This is a genomic window from Pseudomonas sp. TR47, from assembly GCF_044143025.1.
In the GTDB taxonomy this organism is placed as follows: Bacteria; Pseudomonadota; Gammaproteobacteria; order Pseudomonadales; family Pseudomonadaceae; genus Aquipseudomonas; species Aquipseudomonas putida_E.
In genome coordinates, this window is sequence record NZ_JBHFCS010000023.1 from 23,615 (window position 1) to 44,997 (window position 21,383).

At 62.2% G+C, this 21,383-nt stretch carries 21 protein-coding genes; 9 read left to right on the forward strand and 12 right to left on the reverse strand.

All coding sequences use genetic code 11. From position 1 onward, the window contains the following. Positions 1-7 precede the first annotated feature (7 nt). The 6 genes from ACEWE8_RS20925 to ACEWE8_RS20950 all read right to left on the reverse strand — a co-directional run bounded on the left by ACEWE8_RS20925 (position 8) and on the right by ACEWE8_RS20950 (position 8,125). Entirely contained in the window at positions 8-1,171 is a 1,164-nt protein-coding gene (locus tag ACEWE8_RS20925) for an acyl-CoA dehydrogenase family protein (protein ID WP_046785762.1), read from the reverse strand. 15 nt (positions 1,172-1,186) lie between these two features. Beyond that, positions 1,187-2,734 carry an AMP-binding protein gene (locus ACEWE8_RS20930; RefSeq protein ID WP_046785761.1) on the reverse strand — a complete coding sequence of 516 codons (1,548 nt, stop codon included), beginning with the start codon at positions 2,732-2,734 and terminating at the stop codon, positions 1,187-1,189. 165 nt (positions 2,735-2,899) lie between these two features. Beyond that, on the reverse strand, positions 2,900-4,156 hold the full coding sequence (locus tag ACEWE8_RS20935; protein ID WP_046785760.1) for an OprD family porin: 1,257 nt from the start codon (positions 4,154-4,156) through the stop codon (positions 2,900-2,902). 65 nt (positions 4,157-4,221) lie between these two features. Beyond that, complete coding sequence (locus tag ACEWE8_RS20940) at positions 4,222-5,526, reverse strand: CitMHS family transporter (protein WP_012315007.1); 1,305 nt, start codon at positions 5,524-5,526, stop codon at positions 4,222-4,224. A gap of 125 nt (positions 5,527-5,651) precedes the next feature. Continuing rightward, positions 5,652-6,968: a dicarboxylate/amino acid:cation symporter gene (locus ACEWE8_RS20945; RefSeq protein ID WP_046785759.1), complete on the reverse strand. Its 1,317-nt coding sequence runs from the start codon at positions 6,966-6,968 to the stop codon at positions 5,652-5,654. A gap of 77 nt (positions 6,969-7,045) precedes the next feature. After that, a complete protein-coding gene (locus ACEWE8_RS20950) occupies positions 7,046-8,125 on the reverse strand; it encodes a 4-oxalomesaconate tautomerase (RefSeq protein ID WP_080952097.1) in 1,080 nt (359 codons plus the stop codon). A 147-nt stretch (positions 8,126-8,272) separates the two neighbouring features. On the opposite strand from ACEWE8_RS20950, the gene ACEWE8_RS20955 reads away from it, so the two are divergent. Then, positions 8,273-9,166, forward strand: a complete 894-nt coding sequence (locus tag ACEWE8_RS20955; RefSeq protein WP_012315010.1) for a LysR family transcriptional regulator — start codon at positions 8,273-8,275, stop codon at positions 9,164-9,166. Between the two features lie 95 nt (positions 9,167-9,261). On the opposite strand, the gene ACEWE8_RS20960 is transcribed toward ACEWE8_RS20955, so the two are convergent. The 3 genes from ACEWE8_RS20960 to ACEWE8_RS20970 form a co-directional block, all read right to left on the reverse strand. Beyond that, positions 9,262-10,041 carry a MetQ/NlpA family ABC transporter substrate-binding protein gene (locus ACEWE8_RS20960; RefSeq protein WP_046785757.1) on the reverse strand — a complete coding sequence of 260 codons (780 nt, stop codon included), beginning with the start codon at positions 10,039-10,041 and terminating at the stop codon, positions 9,262-9,264. Continuing rightward, entirely contained in the window at positions 10,038-11,213 is a 1,176-nt protein-coding gene (solA, locus tag ACEWE8_RS20965; RefSeq protein WP_189339950.1) for an N-methyl-L-tryptophan oxidase, read from the reverse strand. The genes ACEWE8_RS20960 and solA overlap by 4 nt, the downstream gene beginning before the upstream one ends. 104 nt (positions 11,214-11,317) lie before the next feature. Continuing rightward, on the reverse strand, positions 11,318-12,562 hold the full coding sequence (locus tag ACEWE8_RS20970) for an MFS transporter (RefSeq protein ID WP_046785755.1): 1,245 nt from the start codon (positions 12,560-12,562) through the stop codon (positions 11,318-11,320). Positions 12,563-12,677: 115 nt separating this feature from the next. Between ACEWE8_RS20970 and ACEWE8_RS20975 the strand changes: the two genes are divergently transcribed. Continuing rightward, complete coding sequence (locus ACEWE8_RS20975; protein ID WP_046785754.1) at positions 12,678-13,604, forward strand: LysR family transcriptional regulator; 927 nt, start codon at positions 12,678-12,680, stop codon at positions 13,602-13,604. Here ACEWE8_RS20975 and ACEWE8_RS20980 read toward each other — a convergent pair. Continuing rightward, positions 13,601-14,548, reverse strand: coding sequence for a MerR family transcriptional regulator (locus tag ACEWE8_RS20980; RefSeq protein WP_046785753.1), 948 nt, complete (start codon positions 14,546-14,548; stop codon positions 13,601-13,603). The two genes, ACEWE8_RS20975 and ACEWE8_RS20980, sit on opposite strands and share 4 nt — an antisense overlap. A gap of 96 nt (positions 14,549-14,644) precedes the next feature. Here ACEWE8_RS20980 and ACEWE8_RS20985 point away from each other — a divergent pair, with 96 nt between their 5' ends. The 7 genes from ACEWE8_RS20985 (at position 14,645) to ACEWE8_RS21015 (ending at position 20,152) form a co-directional block, all read left to right on the forward strand. Then, the gene (locus ACEWE8_RS20985) at positions 14,645-15,091 is read left to right on the forward strand and encodes a PAS domain S-box protein (RefSeq protein WP_046785752.1); all 447 of its coding nucleotides are present in this window, start codon (positions 14,645-14,647) and stop codon (positions 15,089-15,091) included. A gap of 100 nt (positions 15,092-15,191) precedes the next feature. After that, a complete protein-coding gene (locus ACEWE8_RS20990) occupies positions 15,192-15,614 on the forward strand; it encodes a nuclear transport factor 2 family protein (RefSeq protein WP_395589363.1) in 423 nt (140 codons plus the stop codon). Next, a complete protein-coding gene (locus ACEWE8_RS20995) occupies positions 15,611-16,363 on the forward strand; it encodes an SDR family oxidoreductase (RefSeq protein ID WP_046785750.1) in 753 nt (250 codons plus the stop codon). Before ACEWE8_RS20990 ends, ACEWE8_RS20995 begins: the two co-directional genes overlap by 4 nt. Before the next feature lie 7 nt (positions 16,364-16,370). Continuing rightward, the gene (locus ACEWE8_RS21000) at positions 16,371-17,618 is read left to right on the forward strand and encodes an NAD(P)/FAD-dependent oxidoreductase (RefSeq protein ID WP_046785749.1); all 1,248 of its coding nucleotides are present in this window, start codon (positions 16,371-16,373) and stop codon (positions 17,616-17,618) included. Further along, on the forward strand, positions 17,615-18,427 hold the full coding sequence (locus ACEWE8_RS21005) for a DUF1365 domain-containing protein (protein ID WP_046785748.1): 813 nt from the start codon (positions 17,615-17,617) through the stop codon (positions 18,425-18,427). Before ACEWE8_RS21000 ends, ACEWE8_RS21005 begins: the two co-directional genes overlap by 4 nt. Beyond that, positions 18,402-19,661: a cyclopropane-fatty-acyl-phospholipid synthase family protein gene (locus tag ACEWE8_RS21010; protein WP_046785747.1), complete on the forward strand. Its 1,260-nt coding sequence runs from the start codon at positions 18,402-18,404 to the stop codon at positions 19,659-19,661. The genes ACEWE8_RS21005 and ACEWE8_RS21010 overlap by 26 nt, the downstream gene beginning before the upstream one ends. 2 nt (positions 19,662-19,663) lie before the next feature. Then, the gene (locus ACEWE8_RS21015) at positions 19,664-20,152 is read left to right on the forward strand and encodes a DUF2878 domain-containing protein (protein ID WP_046785746.1); all 489 of its coding nucleotides are present in this window, start codon (positions 19,664-19,666) and stop codon (positions 20,150-20,152) included. Position 20,153: 1 nt separating this feature from the next. On the opposite strand, the gene ACEWE8_RS21020 is transcribed toward ACEWE8_RS21015, so the two are convergent. Further along, entirely contained in the window at positions 20,154-20,690 is a 537-nt protein-coding gene (locus ACEWE8_RS21020) for a DUF3833 domain-containing protein (RefSeq protein ID WP_046785745.1), read from the reverse strand. A gap of 2 nt (positions 20,691-20,692) precedes the next feature. Next, positions 20,693-21,247 (reverse strand): chalcone isomerase family protein, encoded by a 555-nt coding sequence (locus tag ACEWE8_RS21025; RefSeq protein ID WP_046785744.1) that lies wholly within the window; start codon positions 21,245-21,247, stop codon positions 20,693-20,695. Between the last annotated feature and the right edge of the window lie 136 nt (positions 21,248-21,383).

Below are 21,383 nucleotides of genomic sequence, written 5' to 3' on the forward strand. Positions count from 1 at the left end.
CCGAGGGTCACGCGGGCATCAGCACGCCTTTGGCGATGGTGTTGCGCTGGATTTCACTGGTACCGGTCAGGATGCGCATCATTCGGGTGGCACGGAAAATCCATTCCACCGGGTGGCCCTGCATCAACCCGGCACCGCCATGCACCTGCACGGCCTTGTCGGCAATGCGGAATGCGGCCTCGGAGACGAACAGCTTGCACATCGGCGCCTGGGTACGGATATCGCCGCCAGCATCGTTCACCTGCGCCGTGGCGTAGACCATACTGCGTGCTGCATGCAGCTCGGTGGCCATGTCGGCGATCATATGGTTGACCGCCTGGAACATGGCGATCGGCTGGCCGAACTGCTTGCGGCTACGGGCATGCTCGATCGACAGGTTCAGGGCCAGGCCGGCCATGCCCAGCAAGGTCGGGCAATGCAGCAGCCGGTTGAGGGTAATGCGCCCCATGGCCAGCTTGAACCCTTGGCCCTCCTCGCCAATCAGGTTGGCCGCTGGCACGCGCACCTCATCCAGCACGATGTCGCCATGAGCCCCACCACCGGACATCACCGCATAGTCGCTTTCGACACGCACGCCCGGCGCCTTGAGGTCGACGAAGAACGCCGAAATGCCCTGCGCGCCCTGCCCGGGCCCGGTCACGGCCAGCAACACCGCCAGGTCGGCGTAAGTGGCACCAGAGATGTAGCGTTTGCTGCCGCTCAGCACGTAGTGATCACCGTCGCGGCGCGCCTGGGTGCGGATGGCAGTGGCGTCCGAACCTGCCTCGGCCTCGGTCAGGGCGAAGCACACGGCTTTCTCGGCGCGGCACACCGGCTGCAGGAAATGCTCCACCTGATAGGGGCTGGCCACTTTGAGCAGGTGGCCCACCCGCGGCGGCCCGGACAGCTCACCCAATACATGCGGGGCCAGCATCGAGCCGGTCAGTACCGTGGCTTCCTTCACGGCGCACAGGTCAGCCACGCTCAAACCTGCACCACCCATGGCCTCAGGCAGCATGAGGGTGTAAAGGCCCTGCTCGCTGGAGCGTTTCCATACTTGCCGCAAGACCGCCTGAGGGTGTGGGCGCGCCCAGTCCAGCTGCATTTCCTGCTCCAGCGGGCGAACCTGGTCGCGGACGAACCCTTCGATGGCTTCGATGATCTGCGCAGCTTTTGCACTCGGTTGATACATGGTCATGCTCCCTGATCAGATACGACGATCGCTGTGTTGCCAGTAGGCTTCCCGGACCAGGCGGCGGACCACCTTGCCATTGGGGTTTTTCGGCAGTTCGGTGACAAAATCCACGCCGCGCGGCTTCTTGAAACCGGCCAGTGCGCGGCCGCAGCGCTCGATGAGCTCGGCGGCGTCAAGCTGTGCGCCGGGCTTGAGCACCACCACAGCGCGCACCGCTTCACCCCACTGCTCGTCAGGCACGCCGACCACTGCCACCTCGAACACTTCAGGGAAGCCGTAGATCACCTGCTCCACTTCGCTGGGGTACACGTTGAAGCCCCCGGAAATGATCATTTCCTTCTTGCGGTCGACGATGAACACGTAACCCTGCGCATCGACCGTGGCCAGGTCGCCGGTCAGGTAGTAGCCGTCGCGCATGACTTCGGCGGTGAGCGCCGGCGCGCGCCAGTAGCCCTGCATGATGTCCGGCCCCTTGACCACGATTTCGCCGATCTCGCCCGGTGCCACATCCTCGAATGCCTCGTTCACCACCCGCAGGTCGGTTTCGAAATAGCAGCGCCCGCAAGAGGCCAGGCGCTGGTAGTTGCCGTCTTCGATCAGGTGGTCCTGCTCGGTCAGTACCGTGACCAGCGAACAGGTTTCGCCGGCACCATAACCTTGCACGAGAATCGGCCCGAACAGTTCGATGGCCTTTTTCACCAGGGCCGGGGCCATGGGCGCGGCGCCATACATGACCAGTTTGAGGCTGGACAGGTCGAAGCGCTCGACGTCGGGATAATTGACCAGCCGGTTGATCATGGCCGGTACCAGGAACAGCCGCGTCACCCGCTCACGTTCGATGGCCTCCAGCAACAGGCGATCGTCGTAGCGGTCGAGCAGCAGGTTGCAGGCGCCCACCGCCAGCAGCGGCATGATCTGCATGCCGCTGGCATGGGTGATCGGCCCCACATGGGCCATCACATCGTCAGGGCCTGAACGCCGCGTGGGGCTGGCGATGCTCTTGCGGACCAGCGCCTTGCGGTTGCCAAACGACAACATGGCCGCCTTGAGTACACCGGAGCTGCCGGAGGTGTAATGCAGCACTGCCAAGGCGTCGTCGGCAGGGTCCAGGCTACACGGTGCCTCGCTGCCGCGCTCAAGCAGCGCGGCATAACCCAGGTCACCGCCCTCGCCTTCCAGCGCGATCACCTGGCGCAACATCGGCAAGGCCGCGCGTCGTTCAGCCAGCGCCTGGGCGAAGGTGGCATCGGTGATCAGCGCAACGCTGCAGGAGTCTTCCAGCACCCGTACCACTTCATCCAGCGACAACCGCGCGTTGATCGGCACCTTGACCATCGCCGCCTTGTACAGCGCCACCTCTGCCTCTACCAGCTCCACGCGGTTGGCAGCCAGGATCGCCACATGTTCACCGCTGGCAACGCCCAGTGCGCCCAGCCCCGAGGCCAGGCGGTTGCTGCGCCGTTCCAGCTGGGCATAGGTCAGGCGCGTCTGGCCGTCTGCCACGGCAGTGTGGTCCGGCCAGTAGCGGGCACTGCGGGTAATGATCTTTCCAAGGTTCACGTTGTTGTTCTCGTCGACAGGAAGACATCGACGATGCTAAACAGCCAGGCGCGGGCGGATGTAATACCAGTTTCCGATGCCGGCCATAACGAATTTGGCTGGCATCGGACAAACGCCGGAAACCGTTTGTGCATTGCCCCAGGCACTGGCGTTTACAGGCCAGTTTCACCAGATGGCAATGTCATAGGTCAGGTAGAGGCGGTTGCTGTCCCGACCGCGGGAATAGTCAGACCTGTAGACATAGTTGCGCAGCCGTACCCCCAGCCCTTTGAGTGCCCCGCCCTGCACCACATACGCAAGCTCGGCGTCACGCTCCCATTCACTCAACCCCTGCGCCCCGGAGCGACCGTTGTCGCCGCTCAGGTAGCGTGTCATGAAGGTCAGCCCAGGCACGCCTGCGGCGGCAAAGTTGTAGGCATAGCTTGCCATCCAGGTCTTTTCTTCTTCCTCGATGAACTTGCCGATGCCAACGTTGCTGAACGAATACACCGTGGCACCACTGATGTACGGCAGGCCGGCTTCACCGTCCAGCACCTGATACCCGGCGCCGAAGGTGTGCCCTGAATGGGCGTAGGACACCTGTGCGCTGAACATGTCGTTGTCGATGCTGCCGCCGTACGCCGCGCCGCTGTCACGGCTGGTGAAATACCGCAGGTCGGTGGTCAGCACCCCGCCGGCCAGCGCAAGGTCATGTACCAGGCCGGCAAAGTCCTGGCGGTAGAAATGCTCGAGCTGACCGTGGAAGTAGCTCAAGCGCAAGTGCTTGCTGAACGCGTAGTCGGCGCCGGCGAAGCTGAAGTCGCCAGACTCGGCGCCGCCATAACCGTCCAGGTACAAGCCGGAACTGTTGGACGAGTCGCGTTGCTTGAACCGGTCCAGATGCCCGGCAGTGAGCGTCAGCCCCTCGATATCGGTACTCGTCAGCTGCGTACCCTGGTAGGTCTGCGGCAGTACTCGGGCATCGTTGTAGACCAGTACGGGGGTCTTGGGCAGCAAGGTACCGTGCTTGACTACCGTACTACCCAGGCGGGCCTTGGCCGTTACCCCGGCACTGGCGAACTCTTGGGCGGCGCGACCGTCGTCATGCACCGGCAACAGGCCCGTACCGCTGCGGCCACGGCCGGAGTCCAGCCTGACCCCCAAGAGCCCCATCGCATCGAGCCCCAGGCCCAGCGTGCCTTGGGTAAAGCCCGACTGATAGTCGAGCAGGAAGCCTTGCGCCCACTCGGTTCGCTCGCTTTTGGCGGTGGCGGCGGCGCGGGCGCTCATACCCTGCTCGTCGCGGAAATTCTCGTTGAAATAAACGTTGCGCAGTTGCAGTTTGAGCTTGCCGTCATCGACAAAACCGGCAGCGCCGGCAACAGGCAGGCAGCCGCAGAGCAGGCCACAGGCGGCCGCCACACGCAGAGCAGTTGGGGACATGTTCGGTACTCTGTTGTTGTTTTTGAATGAGTAGAAAGCGGGCGCCAGGCGGCGCCCAGGGCCAATCAGACGAAGAAGGACAAGGCACCGGTGAGCAGGGCCAGCGCGGTGATCACCAGCGAGGTGAGCACCGCCCATTTGACGGTGGCCTTCTGAAAGTCGCCGATATCGCGGTCGACCATGCCCACCAGCAACAGGGTCGAGGCCACCAGAGGGCTCATCAGGTGCACCGGCTGGCCGAGCACCGAAGCGCGGGCGATCTCGACCGGGTCGATGCCGTAGGCGGCAGCCGCGTTGGCCAGGATCGGGACTACGCCAAAGTAGTAGGCATCATTGGACAGGACGAACGTCAGCGGCATGCTGGTGATCGCCACCACCAACGGGAACCAGTGGCCCCAGGACTGCGGAATCCAGTCCACCAGTGTCTGCGCCAGCGCATCGACCATCTTCGTGCCGGAGAAGATGCCGGCGAAAATCCCTGCGGCAAACACCAGCAGCACGACCGTCATGGCGTTGCCGGAGTGGGCCAGGATGCGCTCTTTCTGCACCTCGAGTTGCGGGTAGTTGATCATCAAGGCAGCGACAAAACCGATCATGAACAGGATCGCTGCGTGCATCACGCCCAGGACCAGCGCGATCATCACCGCCACCACCAGCAACAGGTTGACGTAGGCAAGCCGCGGACGCTTGTGCGGCGTGTCCTCGAGAATCGCCTTGATGTAGCAATTGCCGCCACCGGATTCGAGCTTGATGTTGCCGATGCGTTTGCGTTCGGCACGGCCCAGCAGGAACGCGGTGAAGACTACCCAGGCAGCCCCACCGATCATGGTCGGCAACATCGGGATGAAGTACTCGGTCGCATCGAGCCCCAGCGCGGCGATGGCCCGTGTCGCCGGCCCGCCCCATGGGCTCAGGCCACTCATGATGCTCAGCGAAAGCATCGCCACCGTTGCCAGGATCATCGGGTTCATGCCGATGCGCTTGTACAGCGGCAACATGGCCGCACAGGTGATCATGTAGGTGGTAGTGCCATCACCATCGAGCGCCACCAGCAGCGAAAGCAGTGCAGTGCCGATGGCGATCTTGATCGGGTCGCCATTGACGCGTTTGAGAATCTTGCGGATCAGCGGATCGAACAGCCCTGCGTCGATCATCAGGCCAAAGAACAGAATGGCGAACAACAGCAGTGCAGCCGACGGGGCAACCATCTTCAGGCCGTCGAGCATCATCTTGCCGGTTGTCGGCGCAAACCCGCCGATCACGGCGAACACGATGGGGACTACGGTGAGCGCAACGATCGGCGACAGCCGTTTACTCATGATGAGGTAGGTGAAGGTCACCACCATGATCAGGCCAAGCAATGCGAGCATGATTGGGTTCTCTTGTTTTTATTCTACGGCGTGGCCATCTGGCGCGCAGGCGGCCCCCTGCCCCACTCGGCATCACAGTGATGCTGAGCGGGGTTCAAGTCAACGAAGGGTGTTACGGGTGATGATCAGCCGTGATGACGGGGCTCTGCAGGCCAACTGGGCGCTGTTGGCGCGGCCTGCCCGGCGAGCGGCTCACGCTCTCCGTTCAGGGTGCGCATCAAGGTATCCCGCTCACAGGCATTTTCCGAAAGCGAGACCACCACGGTGGCAACTGCATTGCTGGCCAGGCTGGTCAGGGCGCGCGCCTCGGACATGAAACGATCGACGCCGATCAGCAGCGCCAAGCCTGCCAACGGGATGTCGTGGATGACGGTCAGGGTCGAGGCAAGGGCTACGAAGCCACTCCCGGTCACACCGGCAGCGCCCTTGGAAGACAGCAGCATGATGGCGAGCATGGTGATGGTCTGCCCCAAGGTCAGGTCGATGTTGCACGCCTGGGCGATGAAGATGGCCGCCAGTGACAGGTAGATCGCCGTGCCGTCCAGGTTGAAGGAGTAACCGGTGGGCAGCACCAGCCCCACCACCCCTTTTTTGCAGCCCAGTTTTTCCAGTTTCTCCAGCATGCGCGGCAACACCGGCTCGGTAGAAGAAGTACCGAGCACCACCAGAAACTCCTCACGGAAATAACGCAGCAGTTTCCACAGGCTGAAACCATGCGCGCGGCAGATGCCACCGAGCACGACGATGACGAAGAAGGCGCAGGCGATGTACAAGGTGCCTACCAGCTTCGCCAGGGCGCCAAGCGAGCTGATGCCGTACTGGCCTACGGTAAAGGCCAGGGCACCGAACGCACCGATCGGCGCGAAGCGCATCAGGTAGCCAAAAATGCGAAACACCATGGCCGACGCGGATTCGAGCACATCCAGCACTGGCTTGCTCTTCTCACCCATCGAGGACAGGGCAAAACCGCTGAGTACCGCGATGAACAGCACCGGCAGCACTTCGCCTTTGTTGAATGCGCCGATAAAGGTATCGGGAATGATGTGCATGAAAAAGTCGACCACGCTCAGTTTCGCCGCCGACGCCGCATACTGGCTGAGCCCCTCGGTGCTGAGGGTGGCGGGGTCGATGTTCATGCCCTCGCCGGGACGGAAAAGGTAGACCGCCGCAAGGCCGATGATCAGGCTGACAACGGTCAACCCCAGGAACAGGAGCAAGGTCTTGCTCATCAAGCGCCCCAGCGAACGCTTGTCGGTCATGCCGGCAATCCCGGTGACAATGGTGCAGAACACGACAGGCGCGATCATCATCTTGATCAGCTTGATGAAGGCATCGCCCAGCGGTTTGAGCGCAACGGCCTGTTGCGCCCAGAAATGTCCGACCACTACGCCCAGCACGACGGCGCAGAGAATCTGGAAGTACAGTGATTTTGCGATCTTCATGAGGCATCACCCATTGTTGAAATTGTGCGGATGCGCTTTGTTGCCTGGGTTACCACGGTTTGACGCCAGGCCGGGTTTCAACCGGCCATACGCTGAAAACCAGGGGCGTATACAAAACCGGAGAACAGCCTGCGGGCAGTTCGTACCACCGAGGCCTGAATGGTCTGGCCATCAGGGCCGCCGCGCGAAAGCGCGACATCGATACCGCCGCTGGGATGTTCCAGGCGTACTTGGGTGAGTGCTTCGGCAGCATCACCGAGCATGTCCATCACGACAGTGCCTGGGCTGACGCAGGCAGTTGCCAGCCCGATGGACCCTGTGATGGCCAGCGCCCGGTGGCAGTTGTGCGGCATGAAATACCGGACCTGCAGCGTACCGTCAAAGCGTGGTGCCGATATCAGCACGGGCTTTGGGATCACCATGCCGCTGACGTCGCCCAGGCCCATGGCCTTGCCCGCTTTCAGGCGCAGGGCTTCCAGGCGCTGCAGCAGGGCCGTGTTCGCATCCAGTTGCGCTGGGGTTTCCGACCCCGTTACGCCCAGTTGCGCGGCATCGACGATCATCATGGGCATGGCCATGTCGATGCAGGTCACGGGAATACCGTCGATCACATCCTTGGCCTGCCCCGTCGGGAACAGCTTGCCGGTCTTGCTACCCACGGCATCGAGGAAAGTCAGGTGAACCGGGGCGGCAGTGCCCGGCACGCCGTCGATCGCCGTACGCCCTTCGTAGCGCACGATGCCGCCGGGTGTCTCCACCAGCGAATTGACGAAAGTGTTGGTGTTGAGGTTGCGGATACGCACCAGGGTCTTGCCGTCATTGCCCTTGACCAGCCCTTGCTCGATGGCGAAAGGGCCGACGGCACACAGCATGTTGCCGCAGTTGGGGGCGGTATCGACGCGGCGCTGGGCAACCATCACTTGCACGAACAGGTAGTCGACGTCGGCGTCGGCATGCAGCGAAGGGCTGATGATGGCCACCTTGCTCGTCTGCGGGCTGCCACCGCCGATGCCGTCGATCTCAAGCTCGTGACCGGAGCCCATCAGGTTGATCAGCAGCTCGTCGCGCTCGACCACATTGGCTGGCAGATCCCACGCATGAAAGAACGGGCCTTTGGAGGTACCGCCGCGCATGAGCACACAAGGAATTCGTTGCATGACTACTGACTCTTGTTGATCAATTGGGGAAATTGATGTTCTGGACACAAGAGTGACAAAGATTGATAAATCGATCCAATGCAAATATCGTAGCTATTATTGCGTTTAACAAAACAATAAAGCGGTGAATCCCCTTAGGAACGCATCATGGAATATGAGCTGCAAGACATAAGATCTTTCGTGAAAATCGCCGAACTTGGCAGCTTTCACGAGGCGGCTGAGGTGCTGCACCTCTCGCAACCTGCGTTGAGCCGGCGGATAAAAAAGCTCGAGGAGGGTCTGGGAACGCCCCTGCTCGAGCGGACCACCCGTCGCGTGAGCCTGACCACCGTCGGCCGCGATTTTCTGCCCAAGGCCAGGCGCCTGCTGGATGATTTTGAAGATTCGATCCTGAGCATTCGCGAACTTGCAGAGCGCCAGACCGGCCAGGTGACCCTGGCCTGCATCCCAACCGCCGCGTTCTACTTCTTGCCCTCGGTGATTCGTGACTACAACGAGCAGTACCCGAAAATCCGTATTCGGCTGCTGGACCTCAGTGCCAACGAGGGGCTGGAGGCGGTGCTGCGCGGCGAAGCCGATTTCGGCATCAACATGATGAGCGGCCAGCATCCGGATATCGAGTTCGTGTCGCTGGTGCAGGAGCGTTTCGTGCTGGCCTGCCGGCGCGACCACGAGCTGGCCGATCGCGCTTCGGTCACCTGGACAGAGCTTGCCGATTACCGGCTCATCGGCGTCGGCCGCCTCAGTGGCAACCGCATGTTGCTGGACCATGCGCTGTCCGGGCTTAGCTGGCGGCCGAAGTGGTTCTATGAGGTGCAGCACCTTTCCACCTCGCTGGGCATGGTCGAAGCCGGGCTGGGGGTGTCGGCCATGCCAAGCCTGGCCATGCCGGCTGCCGACCATCCAACGCTGGTGAGCATTCCGCTGATGGAGCCCGAGGTGACACGCACGCTCGGGCTGGTGTATCGACGTGGGGCCTCGCTTTCACCAGCGGCAGAGAAGTTTGTTTCCATTTTGCTGGAGAAGTGGCCGAACCGTTGATCGGTTGGGGTTACTCAAGAGTCAGGTTTTTAACGGATTGTCCGGGGGCGGGATATCGGGAGGTGGACGCCACAGCAATCCCCAAAGGCCAAAAATCAGAACGCCGGCACAACATCGCCGTGGTAGCGATCCAGGATGAACTGCTTCACCTGAGGCGAATTCAACAATGCCCCAAGCTTCTGTACAGCCGGGTCGTTAGCCTTGTCCCTGCGTACATACAGGTAGTTGGCGTACGGCGATTCCGAGCTTTCGATGAACAACGCATCCTTGTGCGGCTCAAGCTTGGCCTCCAGCGCGTAGTTGGCATTGATCAGCGCCAGGTCCACCTGACCAAGGACGCGCGGCAGCATGGCGGCTTCAAGTTCCTTGAACTTCAGATGCTTCGGATTGCTGGTGATGTCAGCGGCGGTCGCCATGATATTGCCAGGGTCCTTGAGCGTGATCAGCCCCTGCTTGGCAATCAGTAGCAGTGCGCGCCCGGAGTTGGTGGGGTCGTTGGGAATTGCAACGATGGCGCCGTCCTGCAACTCGGCCACAGATTTGACCTTGCTTGAGTAGGCCCCGAACGGTTCGATGTGTACAGCAACAACCGGTACCTGGTCGCTATTGGGCCGGTCTTTCTTGTACGCCTCGTAGTAGGGCTTGCTCTGGAAGTAGTTGGCATCCAGCCGGCCCTCGTCTACCTGGCGGTCAGGCTGGATATAGTCAGTGAAGACCTTTATATCCAGCTCGACCCCCTGCTTGGCCAGCTCAGGTTTGAGGAACTCCAGAATCTCGGCGTGAGGCACAGGCACCACAGCGATCTTGAGCGTTTCAGCCTGTGCAGTACCGAGCGTGGCAGCCAGCAGAGCCAGCGAAAGTGCAATGCGCTTCACGAGAGTTTTCCTTGGAATCGTTGGAGGGTGAACGATGAAAGATCGAGGTCGGTCGAGCCCCGGATGCACCACTGGGCGAATGCCTCGCCCAAGGCGGCGGAGTGTTTGAAACCATGGCCAGAGCACGCTGACACCACCAAGGTGTGCTTCAGCGCAGGGTGTTCGTCGATAATGAAGTGGCGATCTGCAGTGACGGTGTAGGCACAAACGGCAGACTTGACGACCTTGTCGGTCACCCCGGCGATACGGCCTTGTACTTGCAACTCGTACATCTCGCGCTCTTCTGCCGCGCTCACGGTCCGGTCCAGCAGGTCGGGCAGCGATGCCGTGTGGTATTGGGCCGTGGCGATTTTCAGGCTGCCCTCACCCGGCAGCGCAGGGAAACCGTAATTGATTTTGTCGTCCCCGCGCCCATGGGTCAGGATGAACGTTGGCGATGCACCCTCAAGGCCCGCCTCGGCTTCGAGCTCGAACCAGAAAAGCTTCTGCCGGTAGACACGCAGCAAACGGTCGAACGGCTCGCCCAACAAACCACCCGCCCAGTTGCCGGCACTGAACACCAGTTTGCGGGCCTTTAACGTACGCAGGTTGGTGCAGACCGTGACGCCGCTTTCATCCGAGCTGATCTGAGTAACCGTTTCACCTGTGTGCAGCGTTGCCCCGTGTTGCACTGCCAGGCGCAACTGCGCGTCGATGCACCGTTCGGGGCGCACGAAACCGCCACCGGGCTCGAAGTAGCCGATCGCATCGTCGCGCACGTTGGCAAATTGCGGGAAGCGCTGACGGATCTGTGCAGCGCCAAGCACTTCGTGCTCGATTCCGTAGGCTTGGGCCAGGCCTATGGTGCGCAGGGTGAAATCGCTTATATCGTCCAGATCGAAGTCGGGACTGGAGGTCAGTGCCAGCAAACCGGACTGCTCGAACAACGATTCGCCAGACAGCGCCTCAAGTTCACGCCAGATTTGCTGAGCCCTCTTCACGATGGGAACATACTGGGCACCCTCGCCTACGGAAAGCCGGGTAATGCGCGTATCACCGTGGCTCGAGCCAAAGGTATGCGGTGGGTGGTAGCGATCGACCCCCACCACATCCACGCCCGCCTTGGCCAATTGATAAACGGTGGCGGCCCCCATGGCACCAAGCCCGATGACGACTACTTCGCAGTGCTCCACTGAGTATCGCTCGCTCAAAAAGGCGCTAGTTGAAAGCAGGCGGGCTCAGTAAACAAAGAATTAAAGGGTATATCGATATGCTCTTGAGTAGACCGTGTTCAACCTCAGCTTTCTTTCACTGGCGCGGGTGCCGTTGCGCGAGCGCGTTTAGCAGCATTACCGGACCGATCGCTTGCCATCCACAACAGCAGTGACAAGCCCACCGCCAGCACTGCAATCAGCGCACCCACCCAGCCCAGCGCCGCCAGCCCCAACTGCTCAATGGTGACGCCGCCAATCACAGCGCCCAACCCGATGCCCGCGTTCGCCGCAGAGACGTTCAGCGTGCCGGCGAGGGCCTGCGCTTTGGCGCCTGCGATCATCACGCGCACCTGGCAAACAGGGAACAACGCGGTATACGCAATACCCCACGCGGCCAGGGCCACAACCAGCAACCACAGCGTATCGACCGCGGGTGGTGCACCCGCCATGCCGGCGCCCAGCACCGTCAACAACACGATGGTCGCGCCAAGCGGGCTGCGGTCGACCAGCCGCCCGCCGATGGCATTGCCAATCATGCCCACCGCACCGAAGCCCATCAGCCACCAGCCGACCTGCGCGCTGGGCACATGGGCAAGGCGCTCGAGCATGTCAGCCAGGTAGGTGTATGCGCTGAACATGGCAGTGAACACCACCACCGAGAGCGCGACGTGGAAGACGAACTTCGGATCCCGCAGGATGACCGTCTGGCGTTCGCCGCCCGCCCTTGTGGGGGCCTCTGGCAACTGTGGCAGGAACACCCACATCAGCAGCGCAATGACCAGGCAAAGGCCCGAGATCAACCAGAAGGTGCCCCGCCAGCCGAGCGCATCGGCTGCCAGTGTGCCCAAGGGAATGCCGAACACGAACGCCGCCGTGATGCCCAGATAGACCCGGGCGACCGCCTTGCCTTCATTGCCTTTACCCGCCAGCTGGGCTGCCGATTCACTGGCGGTACCCCAGAACACGGGAAGCGTCGCAGCAGCCAGGATGCGCGACAATGCCATGGTCCAGAAGTCAGTAGCGACCGCCGACAGCGCATTGGATGCGGCGAAGATCAGCAGGACCCCGAGAAACACCTTTTTGCGATCCCAGTGGGATATCGCAGCGGTGAGAAACGGCCCGACAAGCATCACGGTAAAGGCGAACACGGTGACCAACTGACCCGCTTTGGGCACAGTAATACCCAGATCCCGGGCGAGCCCGGGCAAGATGCCGAGAATGATGAATTCGGTGGTCAGCACCGCGAACGCCGCCATCGTGAGGATCAGAATGCTGGTGCCTGCACGGGCATCTGCTGCCCCCGACAGGGACGCAGGGTTGGCATGCATGAGCGAATACTCCAGAACAGGAAAATGGAGCAGGAGGTTATACTGGAATAAAATTATCATCTTGGGTATTTAAGCAAGGATACTTAAGAAATTTATTCAACAGTTGGAGGCGCCATTGCTCAGTGAACAACGCTTGAAGGGCATTGCGGTTTTCATTTGCGTGGCAGAGGCCGGAAGCTTCACTGCTGCGGCCGAACGCATGAGCCTGACCACCTCCGCAGTCAGCAAAAGCGTGGCGCGGCTGGAGCAGCGCCTGAACATGAAGCTCTTCGCACGCACCACACGGCGCCTGGCACTGACCGATACGGGGGCCAATTACTACCAGACCTGCAAGCAGATCCTGGCCAGCCTGGAAGAGGCCGAAATGCAAATGCACAGTGCCCAGACCGAGCCCTGCGGCCGGGTGCGCATTGACCTGCCGGCGTCATACGGCAAACTGCGGGTACTACCGCTACTCATCGAGTTCATTGCCGAGCATGAACTGCTGATGCCACACATCACGCTCACGGACCGCTTCGTCGATCCCATCGAGCATGACATCGACATCCTGGTGCGCATTGGCGGGCCGCAGACCTGGCCCCAGGGTGTAGAGCGGCGGCTGATTGGCATCCAGCAGCACATCTTTTGCGCAGCACCAGGTTATCTGCAAAGACGGGGCGTGCCTGAAACCGAACGGGACCTTCATGAGCACGGGTGCGTGCTTTACGGCAGGACCGACGGCGGTGTGTATCCGCTGCACTTCCCGGGCGCTCATGCCAGTGACAGCGAGCAGCGCGTGGTCTCGGGCCGTATTGCAATCGGCAACGCAGAAGGCCAGCTTGCCATGGTGCTGGCCGGGCTGGGGGTGGCCCAATTGCCCTCCTGGCTGGTGCAGGAACATCTTGACGCTGGCACGCTGGTCCAGATCCTGCCTGAGCTGAGCACCATCGGCCTGCCTATCAACGTTGCATGGCTGAAAAGCCGGCAGTCGCTTCCTAAAGTAGCCGCATTGGTCGATGTGATCTGCGCCAGGCTGAGCCAGCAAGCAGCCAAAGCCGGCTAGAGGGGTTGCTCAGCGCTTTGCTCCCCTTCTGCAGGCTGGGTGGTCGAGAGCTCCAGCGCCCCCCTGAGCAAGGCATTGAGCATCGCGCCTGCCTCGCCACCCCGCCCCTCCAACAGCCTCAGCGGAATTCCCTTCAGTGCAGTGGCCGACTCGGCCAGGCCATCACCCAGCAGCGCCAATGGGCAGGCGATATCCATCTGCAAGGCGCGCAGACGATCTGCCAGGCCACTGCTCACTGGGGGCTGCACCAGAACCACCAGCGCGGCAGGCGCAATGGCTGCACACAGCAGTGGCAACTCCTCAAGTGGTTGTTCGCTGCTCAGCACGTCGATACGCTGCTGCTCACCGCTCAGCAGCAAGCCGTGGCACAGCAGTTCAAGCTCAGCACTGCCCCCGGTACCGGCCAACAGCACGCGCGGGGCGCTGGCCTGGTTCAACTGCAGGCGCAACAGCAACCGGGCGCGCAGAAAGGCATCGAGAAACAGCCACTGGCTACGCTGGCCGTAAGAGCTGCCCGACTGTAATGTGCGCCACACAGGCATCAGTACGTCGAGCAACACCGTGGTTTTGGGGAACAGGGTGAACAGCTGCCCGTGAATACCCTCGAGCGCCTGGCCATCGAACGTCTGGGTTGCACGTAGCACGGCAGCACGCCACGCGGCAAAGCCATCAGCAGCCGGTTCAACCGTTTGCTCGTATGCGTCTCGCCGTCTGGCCAGCATTTCGCTGACTTTGCCGATCGGCAGGCCACTGGCGGTCCAGCGCAGTATGTCGCGGATGTGCTGGACATCCTGTGCGGTGTACAGGCGATGGCCGCCCTCGGTGCGCTGCGGGCGGATCAGGCCATGACGACGCTCCCAGGCACGCAAGGTCACCGGGTTGACCCCGGTCAGGCTGACAACGTCACGCATTGGCAACAGGTCGGTGAAGGTCGCTTCGTTCATTGCGGCGGGTCATCAGGACGGTTACACATACTAAACCTATAGCTGCATGCAGGCTAAGCTGCGCATAAGCATACGCAACCACTTCGAGGAGGCCCCATGATCGACGCAAAACTCCTGCAATTGATGGTCGAGGCGTCCAACGACGGCATCGTCATTGCCGAGCAGGAAGGAAACGACAGCATCCTCATCTACGTCAACCCCGCCTTCGAGCGCCTGACCGGCTACGCGGCCGATGACATCCTCTATCAGGATTGCCGCTTCCTGCAGGGCCAGGACCATGACCAGGAAGCGCTTGATGCCATTCGCCAGGCCATCCTGGACGGGCGCCCGTGCTGCCAGGTGCTGCGCAATTACCGCAAGGACGGCAGCCTGTTCTGGAATGAACTGTCGATTTCGCCGATACGAAACGAGGCCGATCAATTGACGTATTACATTGGCATACAGCGTGATGTCACGGCCCAGGTGTTCGCCGAGGAGAGAGTACGAGAGCTGGAAGCGGAGGTCGCCCAATTGCGGCGACAACTGGATGACAGGGACAGCTGACACCCCCGCGCAAAACTGTACAAAATTATGACCCTGTATAGCTTTATGCAGCGGGATCGACTATACCTGTACAAGAAACCATTTTTGTACAGGGCCGCGCATGTCCAGCTACCTGCAAACTTTCGCCGAACGCTTTGCCAGCCTCGATGCGGACAACCTCGACCGCTTGGGTGACTTGTACAGCGAGGATGTCACCTTCCGCGACCCACTGCACAAGATCGACGGGCTGAGCGACCTGCGTGCCTACTTCGCTGAGCTCTACGCCAACACCCAGGAGGTGCGTTACGCCTTCGAGGGTACCGACGAGGTCCAACCGGGCCACGGTTACATTCGCTGGACCCTGCATTTTCGCCACCCACGCCTGGCCAACGGGCGCCTGATCAGCCTGCAGGGTTGCAGCCACCTTCGCTGGCACGAACGCGTGCACTTTCATCAAGACTACTTCGACGTCGGTGCACTGCTTTACGAGCATGTGCCAGTAGTAGGCAGCGCTGTGCGTTGGCTCAAGGGGCGGCTGGCATGAGCCGCTGCTGGCTGACCGGTGCCAGCAGCGGCATCGGCGCCGCGCTGGCGCAACAGCTGCTTGAACAGGGGCATCAGGTTGCGCTGGGTGGCCGGCAGGCCGAAAACCTGGCGCCGCTGACTGCGCAGTTTCCCCAGCAGACGTTGCTGGCCATCGGCGATATCAGTGACCCTCGGCAGGTCGCTGATGTTGCCGCGCACATCGAACGCAGCTGGGGCGCGCTCGACCTGGTGATTCTCAATGCAGGCACCTGTGAATACCTGGAGCCGGGTCATTTCGACCCAGAGCTGGTCGAGCGCGTGGTGCGCACCAACCTGATCGGCGTCAGTCACTGCCTGCACGCTGCCCTGCCCTTGCTGCGCCGTGGCCAACGCCCGCACCTGGTGGTGATCGGCAGCTCGGTGTCCTGGCTGGCGCTGCCCCGTGCCGGGGCCTACGGTGCCTCCAAAGCGGCCGTGCGCTACCTGATCGAGTCGCTGCGCATCGATCTGGTCAACGAGGGCATCGATGTCACGCTAATCAGCCCTGGCTTTGTCGATACGCCATTGACCCGCCGCAATGACTTTCCCATGCCCCAGATCTGGAGTGCAGAACGCGCCGCCAGGCACATTGCCGTGCGTTTGCCCAAGCGCCCGCTAGAAATCAACTTCCCCGGCGTATTCACTCTGGTACTGCGCCTGCTGGGCGCAATGCCGGTGCGCTGGCGACTGAAGCTAGGCCAGCGCCTGGCACGCAAGCAACAGGACTGAAACAGACATGCGCATCGCAATCATCGGCAGCGGTATTGCCGGCCTCACCTGTGCCTATCTGCTCTCTCGGCGGCATGAAGTCACTGTGTTCGAGGCCGCCGACTGGGTCGGTGGCCACACCCATACCGTCGATGTCCAATGGGGTGGCCGGCAGTACGCAGTGGATACCGGTTTTATCGTATTCAACGACTGGACCTACCCGCACTTCATCCGCCTGCTCGACCAGCTCAAGGTGGCCTCCAGGCCCACCGAAATGAGCTTTTCGGTGCATGACCCGCGTAGCGGTTTCGAATACAACGGCCATGACCTCAACACGCTGTTCGCCCAGCGCAGCAACCTGTTATCGCCAGGCTTCTGGGGCATGCTGCGCGATATCCTGCGCTTCAACCGCAAGGTCCTTGCCGACCTGGACAGCCAGCGTATCGACGAAGCCACCACCCTGGGTGGCTACCTGCAGACGCAGGGCTATGGCCAGCGCTTCATCGACCACTACATCGTGCCGATGGGCTCGGCTATCTGGTCGATGTCACGCGCCGACATGCTCGGTTTTCCGCTGCAGTTCTTCGTGCGCTTTTGCCGTAACCACGGCCTTCTCTCGGTGAGCAACCGCCCGCAATGGCGGGTGATCGAGGGTGGTTCACGCAGTTACCTGGCGCCGTTGTGCAAGCCATTCGCCGAGCGCATCCGCCTCAACTGCCCGGTTGACCGTGTCAGCCGTGACGAAGGCGGCGTGACCGTGTTCAGCGCGGCCGGCAGCGAGCGCTTCGATAATGTGGTGTTCGCCTGCCACAGCGACCAGGCTTTGGCCTTGCTGGAGGCGCCCAGTGCCGATGAGCGCGCAATACTCGGCGCCATCACCTACGCCAGCAACGACGTGGTGCTGCACACCGACACCCGCCTGCTGCCAACCCGGCGCAAAGCCTGGGCCAGTTGGAACTACCGCCTCGGCGGCCCGCAGCAGGCACCGGCCGCGCTGACCTACGCGATGAACATCCTGCAAGGTATCGAAGCGCCGGTGACCTTCTGCGTGAGCCTGAACCAGACCGCACTGGTGGACCCGACGCAGATCCTCGCCCGCTTCAACTACGCGCACCCGCAGTACAGCCTCGTCGCCCTCGCAGCCCAGGCCAGACAAGCTGAATTGCAGGGCCGACAGCACAGCTACTTCTGCGGCGCCTACTGGGCCAACGGCTTCCACGAGGACGGCGTGGTCAGCGCCTTGAAAGTGGCTGAGTTTTTTGGGGAAAGCTTGTGATCAGCAGCCTGTGCCACGGCTGGGTCAGCCATAGGCGCCTGACCCCGCGCCAGCATGCCTTCCGCTATCGGATCGGCATGTTCTACCTGGACCTGGACGAGCAACCCCGCCTGCTCAGCCTCAGCCGCTGGCTGGGGCGGTCGCGACTGGCGCCGCTGAGCTGGCGCGAAAGCGATTACCTGCCAGCGCTGACCCGCAATGGCATGCCATTGGCCCAGGCCGCTCGGCAATTGGTCGGCCAGGCCACCGGGCAAACGCCTGAAGGCGCCGTGCACCTGCTAACCCAGCCGCGCTGCTGGGGCCTTTCGTTCAACCCGGTGAGTGTCTACTTCTGCCACGACCCCGCCGGCCAGTTGCAGGCGATCCTGCTGGAGGTGCGCAACACGCCATGGCGCGAGCGCTTTCACTACGTGTTGCCGGTGCAAGACGGCCTGTCTACCGGGTTTTGCGTGGCCAAGGCGTTCCATGTGTCGCCGTTCATGCCCCTGGACATGGAGTACCGCCTGCGTTTTCTGCTCGATGCGCGGCGCGTACACGTGCACATGGAGAACTGGCGCGAGGGGCAAAAGGTGTTCGATGCCGACCTCGCGCTGCAACGCGGGCCGCTGGATCGCGCCGCTCTGCACCGCCATATCCTGAGTTTCCCCTGGATGAGCCTGCGCACCGTAGCAGCCATCTACTGGCAGGCCTTGCAGCTGCTGCTCAAGCGCACGCCCATCCACGACCATAGCGCCAGCCTGGGTAACCTGAGCCTGGGCCAAGCCGCCTCCAAGGAGTTAGATGATGACCGAGCCCACCCTGAGCGTTAGCAAGTCCACCGGCCTGACACCACTGCTTGGCAACCTGGCCAGGACGGCCGTGCTGGCCCAGTTGCGCCGCTTGGCCCGCGGCAGTTTGCGGGTGATCTGCAACGATCGTCAGTGGACCTTCGGTGAAGCCGGCAGTGCTCTGCACGCCCAGGTCGAAATCGTTGACGAGGCCGCCTGGAGCCTGGTCGCCAGTAACGGCTCGATCGGCGCCGGGGAAGGCTATATCCATGGCTACTGGCGCACACCCGACCTGGCCGCAGTCACCCGTGTGTTCGTCGCCAACCTTGAGGTGCTCGATGCCATGGAGGGCGGGCTGGCACGCCTGGCACGCCCGGCCCTGCACCTGCTGCACCGGCTCAACCGCAATAGCCGACGCGGTTCACGGCGCAACATCCTGGCCCATTACGACCTGGGCAACGCCTTGTTCGAACGCCTGCTCGACCCAACCATGATGTACTCGGCGGCGCAGTTCGAGAGCGCCGAGCAAACCCTGGAGCAGGCGCAACTGAACAAGCTTGAACGCATCTGCCAGAAGCTCGAGCTCAAACCCCACGAACACCTGCTGGAAATCGGCACCGGCTGGGGCAGCCTGGCCATCCATGCTGCCACCCGGTATGGCTGCCGCGTCACCACCACGACGCTGTCCGAGGCGCAGTACGCCCACACCCTGCAACGGGTGCAAGCGCTGGGCCTTACGCAACGCATCACGGTGCTGCGCGAGGACTACCGCGACCTGAGCGGGCGCTTCGACAAGCTGGTTTCGATCGAGATGATCGAGGCCGTCGGCCACCGTTACCTGCCCACTTACTTCCGCCAGTGTGCCGCACTGCTCAAGGAGGATGGCCTGATGCTGCTGCAGGCCATCACCATTCGCGATCAACGTTACGCCCAGGCGCGGCGCTCGGTGGATTTCATCCAGCGCTACATATTCCCAGGCGGTGCGCTGCCATCACTGAGCGTGCTGCTGGACACCGCCAGCCGCAAGACCGGGTTGAACCTGGTGCATATGGAGGACTTTGGCCAGGACTATGCGCGCACCTTGCGCCATTGGCGCGATAACCTGCGCCAGGCGCGCACGGCACTCAAGGAACTGGGTTACGACGAAACCTTCCAGCGCCTGTGGGAGTTCTACCTGTGTTACTGCCAGGGCGGCTTCGAGGAACGTGCCATTGGCGTGGCGCAACTGCTGTGGGCCGCGCCGCAAGCCCGTCGGGCGCCTTTGCCAGGTGCCTGAACATGTCACGTACCTGGCTTATCGCCAATGCAGTGTGGTTGCAGGCTGGCTGGTGGGTGTGTGTACTCGGCGCCCACACGCCCTGGCTGCTTGCCCTGGTGCCGATAGGCTTGGCGCTGCACCTGGGTTATTGCCATGAGCGGCGCGCAGAACTGCGTGCGCTGCTGGCGATAGGGCTTGCAGGTTGTCTGCTGGACAGCCTGCTGGGGGCACTGGGGGTATTTGCTTTTGCCCAATGGCCGCTGCCCGGCTGGCTGGCCCTGATGTGGCTGGTGCTGGCAAGCGGGTTGCGCCACAGCCTGGCCTGGGCTGCCCACCCGCTGTGGCTAGGAGGGCTGCTTGGACTGTTCGGTGGGCCGTTGGCCTACCTGGCGGGGGCGCGGCTGGCCGGGGTGGAACTACCAATGGGTCCCCTGCCTACCGCGCTGCTGCTGGCACCGATCTGGGCGGTGGCATTTCCGTTGATGCTACGGCTCGCGAGAGCGGCCTGAGTCACGGCAAGGCCTTTGGCAGGCGGCGGAAAAACAGGGTGATCTGCCCGACCTCCACACCCAGTTTGCGCATGCTCGAACGGTTGATCAGGGTGTCCTCATCCATCAGGTACATCCAGTCATCGATGTCCATTTCCCAATGCCGGCCGTCGACCGGCAGGTCCAGGCGGTAGCGCCAGTGCAGGGCGTTGCCCGCCACCTCGCCGCGGGCTTCGCCGATCACATCGCCCGCACGACCACGCCAGCGCCCGGGGCCGTCCGGGGTCAGAGTCCAGATGCGCCGCTGGCGCGTACCGTCGCTGTACACGAAGTGCTCGTCAAGAATCAGCCGGTCACCTTCGCGGCGGCTGTCGATGCGCACATCAAAGCGTTTGACCACTTCCCCCGAGCGATTCTGGAACATGCCCCAGGCCTGCACCGGCACGGAGAAGAACGTGACCAGGTCCAGCGCCGGCTTTTCACGGGCGTAATGGTCGACCTCGACATTGCCGCAACTGCCCAGCAGCAGGCAGCCGACCAATAGCAACACTCTTCGCATGTTCAATCTCCTTGATCATTACCGGCCAGGCCGAGCAGGCGCTGGCGCAATTCGGGGTCCCGGGCCCGCGGGTCCAGCCAGATGGCAAAAAATGCCCTGGCAAACGCCGGGTCGGCGATTTCGCGACGCAGTTGACCATCAACATAGAACCGGGAGCCCTGCCCCGGCAGGTACACCCCGGTGATGCGCATGCCCGGGCGCACATCGACGAACGCCTCGTTCATCGCTTGCTCCCAACGCTCAAGCGTGGCCTCGGGCAAAGGGCGGTCGCTCAGACGACGCATTTCATCCAGACTGGCCTGCACCAGCGCCTCGCGTGACAACCTCCGGTGGTAGAGAAGGTCCAGGGCAAAAGGCTCACTCCAGCCCTGCGGCGAGCCTGCGCTCCACAAACGGGCGGTGTAGACACGCAGGCCAAACCAGGTGAACTCACCGCTGCCGACGCTGCGCGCCTCGGGCACCGCTGGCCGCCAGTCCGCCACGGCGGGTGGCATGACGGCAAGCGCAACGGCAAGCACGAACAGGTTGAGGGCTGTGACAGTGCTTCGCATGGCCATACTCTGGAGACCGGAATACTCAAATATTGTACAAGTATATTTTCATGTACAACTTTATGTAGAGATATCGAGTCTTTCACGCAAAATAATGACGGACGGCAATCGTTCGGTTATCGAACGGTAGCGCGTTTTCTGG

What these genes read in the sequence shown, in the direction of transcription:
- ACEWE8_RS20940 (WP_012315007.1), bottom strand. Translation starts at nt 5,526, where the DNA reads ATGCTCGCATTGCTTGGCCTGATCATGGTGGTGACCTTCACCTACCTC.
- ACEWE8_RS20925 (WP_046785762.1), bottom strand. Translation starts at nt 1,171, where the DNA reads ATGTATCAACCGAGTGCAAAAGCTGCGCAGATCATCGAAGCCATCGAA.
- ACEWE8_RS20950 (WP_080952097.1), bottom strand. Translation starts at nt 8,125, where the DNA reads ATGCAACGAATTCCTTGTGTGCTCATGCGCGGCGGTACCTCCAAAGGC.
- ACEWE8_RS21000 (WP_046785749.1), top strand. Translation starts at nt 16,371, where the DNA reads ATGCGCATCGCAATCATCGGCAGCGGTATTGCCGGCCTCACCTGTGCC.
- ACEWE8_RS21025 (WP_046785744.1), bottom strand. Translation starts at nt 21,247, where the DNA reads ATGGCCATGCGAAGCACTGTCACAGCCCTCAACCTGTTCGTGCTTGCC.
- ACEWE8_RS20970 (WP_046785755.1), bottom strand. Translation starts at nt 12,562, where the DNA reads ATGCATGCCAACCCTGCGTCCCTGTCGGGGGCAGCAGATGCCCGTGCA.
- ACEWE8_RS21015 (WP_046785746.1), top strand. Translation starts at nt 19,664, where the DNA reads ATGTCACGTACCTGGCTTATCGCCAATGCAGTGTGGTTGCAGGCTGGC.
- ACEWE8_RS20985 (WP_046785752.1), top strand. Translation starts at nt 14,645, where the DNA reads ATGATCGACGCAAAACTCCTGCAATTGATGGTCGAGGCGTCCAACGAC.
- ACEWE8_RS20945 (WP_046785759.1), bottom strand. Translation starts at nt 6,968, where the DNA reads ATGAAGATCGCAAAATCACTGTACTTCCAGATTCTCTGCGCCGTCGTG.
- ACEWE8_RS20980 (WP_046785753.1), bottom strand. Translation starts at nt 14,548, where the DNA reads ATGAACGAAGCGACCTTCACCGACCTGTTGCCAATGCGTGACGTTGTC.
- ACEWE8_RS20995 (WP_046785750.1), top strand. Translation starts at nt 15,611, where the DNA reads ATGAGCCGCTGCTGGCTGACCGGTGCCAGCAGCGGCATCGGCGCCGCG.
- ACEWE8_RS20990 (WP_395589363.1), top strand. Translation starts at nt 15,192, where the DNA reads ATGTCCAGCTACCTGCAAACTTTCGCCGAACGCTTTGCCAGCCTCGAT.
- ACEWE8_RS20955 (WP_012315010.1), top strand. Translation starts at nt 8,273, where the DNA reads ATGGAATATGAGCTGCAAGACATAAGATCTTTCGTGAAAATCGCCGAA.
- ACEWE8_RS21020 (WP_046785745.1), bottom strand. Translation starts at nt 20,690, where the DNA reads ATGCGAAGAGTGTTGCTATTGGTCGGCTGCCTGCTGCTGGGCAGTTGC.
- ACEWE8_RS20935 (WP_046785760.1), bottom strand. Translation starts at nt 4,156, where the DNA reads ATGTCCCCAACTGCTCTGCGTGTGGCGGCCGCCTGTGGCCTGCTCTGC.
- ACEWE8_RS21010 (WP_046785747.1), top strand. Translation starts at nt 18,402, where the DNA reads ATGACCGAGCCCACCCTGAGCGTTAGCAAGTCCACCGGCCTGACACCA.